The organism is Acinetobacter sp. YH12099, from assembly GCF_013419195.1.
In the GTDB taxonomy this organism is placed as follows: domain Bacteria; phylum Pseudomonadota; class Gammaproteobacteria; order Pseudomonadales; family Moraxellaceae; genus Acinetobacter; species Acinetobacter towneri.
Genome location: NZ_VPAP01000053.1, coordinates 1 through 1,468 on the forward strand (window position 1 = coordinate 1; position 1,468 = coordinate 1,468).

The window sequence follows — 1,468 nt, forward strand, 5'->3', positions numbered from 1 at the left end:
TGTCTTAACGAATGCGGATAGAATGCATAAACTTACCTAAAAAATAAAATTCAGTTTTATGATAACTTTACTGTTAAAAGAAGTCTAGACAACCTTGTTTTATGCTTGGATATAAGGCTTATTTTAATATAAAATATTCTCAAAACTTTTTAACGAGTGAAAAAGTACTCAACCAAATAATAAAACAATTGAATTTAAAAGAAACCGATACCGTTTACGAAATTGGAACAGGTAAAGGGCATTTAACGACGAAACTGGCTAAAATAAGTAAACAGGTAACGTCTATTGAATTAGACAGTCATCTATTCAACTTATCGTCAGAAAAATTAAAACTGAATACTCGTGTCACTTTAATTCACCAAGATATTCTACAGTTTCAATTCCCTAACAAACAGAGGTATAAAATTGTTGGGAATATTCCTTACCATTTAAGCACACAAATTATTAAAAAAGTGGTTTTTGAAAGCCATGCGTCTGACATCTATCTGATTGTTGAAGAAGGATTCTACAAGCGTACCTTGGATATTCACCGAACACTAGGGTTGCTCTTGCACACTCAAGTCTCGATTCAGCAATTGCTTAAGCTGCCAGCGGAATGCTTTCATCCTAAACCAAGAGTAAACAGTGTCTTAATAAAACTTACCCGCCATACCACAGATGTTCCAGATAAATATTGGAAGCTATATACGTACTTTGTTTCAAAATGGGTCAATCGAGAATATCGTCAACTGTTTACTAAAAATCAGTTTCATCAAGCAATGAAACACGCCAAAGTAAACAATTTAAGTACCGTTACTTATGAGCAAGTATTGTCTATTTTTAATAGTTATCTATTATTTAACGGGAGGAAATAATTCTATGAGTCGCTTTTGTAAATTTGGAAAGTTACACGTTACTAAAGGGAATGTAGATAAATTATTAGGTATACTACTGACAGCTTCCAAGGAGCTAAAGAGGTCCCTAGACTAGCAAGAAGTACACAAGAAGCCTTAAAGATTATAGAAAAGCTTTTCCATGAAATGCTTAACATTATTTAATGTTAACATGTGGCTTTGTGGTAACTACCACGAGTGGTAACTTGTAACATGAAAAAAGTTACAAGTTACAAGTGGTTTATTTACGAACATAAAGGCTAGGAAAGCACTTGATAAGTATATCAAGTGCTTTTTTTCCGTTCGATTTTACTATCCAAGATACCGCTTGACGTACCTAATATTTTAGTGTGCTAAGGGCTTTGCTTTTTCTGGTTATAGTTCGTTCAAAAAAGACCGCAAGGGTAAATGCACGATCATAGATCGCCCTTGCAGCTTTTTAATCTCTCCACTTTTTTATAACCAAGCAAACGGTAATCCTCCCTAAAAATAATTGAGTTTAAAAGTAGAAAATCGAATAACCTTGATTTAAGGAGATTTTCTATGAAAACATCTAAGTATTCAGACAGCTTGATCATGAGTATCTTGAAGCAAGC

Annotated in this window: 1 protein-coding gene; it reads left to right on the forward strand. The window is 33.4% G+C overall.

What is annotated here, in order from left to right; translation table 11 throughout:
- The first annotated feature begins 101 nt into the window (after positions 1-101).
- Positions 102-854, forward strand: coding sequence for a 23S rRNA (adenine(2058)-N(6))-methyltransferase Erm(B) (gene erm(B), locus FTU39_RS13715; protein WP_154320141.1), 753 nt, complete (start codon positions 102-104; stop codon positions 852-854).
- Positions 855-1,468: the final 614 nt, after the last annotated feature.